Here is a 3284-nt window from a genome sequence, read left to right as displayed (position 1 = left end):
ACTTGATTTCGGTGAGGACGGTGCCTTGGGTGATGGCGTCGCCTGCGGTGACGGTCAGGCCGGTGATGGTGCCTGCTTTGTGGGCGTTGACGGGGTTTTCCATTTTCATCGCTTCGAGGACGGCGATGAGGTCTCCTGCTTCGACGGTGGCGCCTTCGGTGACGGCGACTTTGACCACGGTGCCTTGCATGGGTGCGGTGACCGCGTCACCGGACCCGGCTCCGGCCCCGGCACCGCCGCGGGTGCGGGCTTTGGGTTTACGCCGCACCGCCCCCGCCGGCCCGCCGCCGTTGGTGCTGGCGCCGAGGGAGAATTCGCCGGGTAGTGAGACCTCGACGCGGCGGCCACCGACCTCGACGACCACGCTCTGGCGGGGCAGGACCTCGTCCTCGTCGAGCGGCTGGCCGGCGGTGAACGGCGGGATCTGGTTGTCCCATTCGGTTTCGATCCAGCGGGTGTGCACATCGAACGATTCCCCGTCGCCGATGAACGCCGGATCGGAGACCACCGCGGCATGGAACGGAATCACCGTCGCCAACCCTTGAACATCGAATTCGGCCAACGCCCGCCGGGACCGAGCCAACGCCTCGTCTCGGGTGGCTCCGGTGACGATGAGTTTGGCGAGCATCGAATCGAACTGGCCCCCGATCACACTGCCCGATTCGACCCCGGAATCGACCCGCACACCCGGCCCGGACGGCGCGGTGAAGGTGGTCACCGGGCCGGGAGCGGGCAAGAACCCGCGGCCGGCGTCTTCACCGTTGATCCGGAACTCGAACGAATGCCCCCGCGGCTGCGGGTCTTCGGTGATCGACAGTTCCTCACCGTTGGCGATGGCGAACTGCTGCAACACCAGATCGATCCCGGAGGTTTCCTCGGTGACCGGATGCTCGACCTGCAGACGGGTGTTCACTTCCAGGAACGACACCAGGCCGTCTTGGCCGACGAGGTATTCCACCGTCCCGGCACCGTAGTAGCCCGCTTCCCGGCAGATGGCCTTGGCGCTGGAGTGGATTTCCGCGCGCTGGGCATCGGTCAGGAACGGGGCGGGTGCTTCCTCGACGAGTTTCTGGAAACGGCGTTGCAGTGAACAGTCACGGGTACCGGCGACGACGACGTTGCCGTGCTGATCGGCGATGACCTGCGCCTCGACGTGGCGGGGCTTGTCGAGATAACGTTCGACGAAACATTCCCCCCGCCCGAACGCGGCGACGGCCTCACGGGTGGCCGAATCGAACAACTCCGGGATCTCCTCACGGGTGCGGGCGACCTTCATCCCGCGTCCACCCCCACCGAACGCAGCCTTGATCGCGATCGGCAGACCGTGCTCGTCGACGAAATCGAGGATCTCCTGCGCGTCGCGCACCGGCTCGGACGTGCCCGGCACCGACGGTGCCTTCGCGCGGGCTGCGATGTGGCGGGCGGTGACCTTGTCCCCGAGATCGCGGATCGACTGCGGCGACGGACCGATCCAGATCAACCCCGCATCGATGACCGCCTGCGCGAAATCAGCATTCTCCGACAGAAACCCATACCCCGGATGCACAGCATCGGCACCGGACTTGACCGCAGCATCGATGATCTTGTCGATCACCAGATACGACTGAGCCGACGTCGAACCACCAAGAGCGAACGCCTCATCAGCCAACCGCACGAACGGAGCATCCGCATCCGGCTCGGCATACACAGCCACACTCACCAACCCCGCATCAGCAGCCGCCCGGATCACCCGAACCGCGATCTCACCACGATTGGCAACAAGAACCTTGGTGATCTCGCTCATAGTGGGATGTTTCCGTGTTTTTTGGGTGGGAGGGTGACTTGTTTGCGTTCGAGGAGGCGTAGTGCGGTGACGATCTGGCCGCGGGTGTGGCTGGGGGGTATGACGGCGTCGAGGTAGCCGCGTTCGGCGGCGATGTAGGGGTTGACGAGGGTGTCTTCGTATTCCTGTTGCAGCTGTATCCGGAGGGCGTCGACGTCCTCGCCGTTCTTGGCGGCCTCGAGTAGTTGTTTGCGGTAGACGAACCCGACAGCGCCCGAGGCACCCATGACGGCGATCTGCGCGGTCGGCCAGGCGAGGTTGACATCGGCGCCCATGTGCTTGGACCCCATCACGTCGTACGCCCCGCCGTACGCTTTGCGGGTGATGACGGTGATCTTGCCGACGGTCGCTTCACCGTAGGCGTAGAGCAGTTTCGCGCCGCGGCGGATGATGCCGTTGTATTCCTGGTCGGTGCCGGGCAGGAACCCGGGCACATCGACCAGGGTGATGATCGGAACGTTGAAGCAGTCGCAGGTCCGGACGAACCGGGCGGCTTTCTCGGCGGCGTCGATATCGAGGGTGCCGGCGAACTGGGTGGGCTGGTTGGCCACGATCCCCACCGAGCGGCCGTCGATACGCCCGAACCCGACGATGATGTTGCGGGCCCGACCCTGCTGGACTTCGAGGAATTCGTCGTCGTCGAGGATCCGGGTGATGACCTCGTGCATGTCGTACGGGGTGTTCGGCGAGTCCGGGATCAGCGTGTCCAGTTCGAGGTCCTCGGCGGTGAGGTTGTCGGCGATCGCCCCCGCGATCGGATCCGACGCCGCGGTCCGGGGCGCGTCGGCGCGATTGTTGCTCGGCAGATACGACAGCAGATCCCGGACGTAATCCAACGCATCGTGCTCACCGGAGGCGACGTAATGAGCGACACCGGACTTTTCCATGTGCGTGTGTGCACCACCGAGCTCTTCCATGGTGACGTTCTCGCCGGTGACGGTTTTGATCACATCGGGACCGGTGACGAACATCTGGCTCGTGCCGTCGACCATCACCACGAAATCGGTCAGCGCCGGCGAATACACATGCCCACCCGCGGCCGGGCCCATGATCACCGAGATCTGCGGGATCACCCCGGACGCGCGGACATTGCGGTGGAAGATCTCCCCGTACAACCCGAGCGAGACGACCCCTTCCTGGATGCGGGCTCCGGCTCCCTCGTTGATCCCGACCAACGGGCGACCGGTCTTGATCGCCAGATCCATCACCTTGACGATCTTCTCACCGTAGATTTCCCCGAGCGAGCCACCGAACACGGTCGCATCCTGGGAGAACACGCACACATCACGGCCGTCGACGGTGCCGTACCCGGTGACCACACCATCACCGAACGGCCGGTTCTCACCCAACCCGAAATTCACCGAACGATGCCGAGCCAACGCATCGAGCTCGACGAACGACCCCTCGTCGAGCAACGCCGTGATCCGCTCCCGCGCCGTCAACTTGCCCTTCGCGTGGACCC

Annotated in this window: 2 protein-coding genes; both read right to left on the bottom strand. The window is 65.0% G+C overall.

Features of this window, described 5'->3' with window-relative positions:
• Nucleotides 1–1783: acetyl/propionyl/methylcrotonyl-CoA carboxylase subunit alpha (locus J1M87_RS17080; protein WP_206490702.1), on the bottom strand; the 1783-nt coding region annotated here is incomplete at its 3' end.
• The coding region (locus J1M87_RS17075; protein ID WP_206490701.1) for an acyl-CoA carboxylase subunit beta at nucleotides 1780–3284 on the bottom strand (1505 nt) is incomplete at its 5' end. The genes J1M87_RS17080 and J1M87_RS17075, both read right to left, overlap by 4 nt.

Origin of the sequence: Rhodococcus sp. KRD162 (assembly GCF_017168335.1) — a bacterium.
GTDB lineage: Bacteria > Actinomycetota > Actinomycetes > Mycobacteriales > Mycobacteriaceae > Rhodococcoides.
Note: the sequence above shows the minus strand (reverse complement) of the source record. Positions and strands in the feature narration are given on the sequence as shown.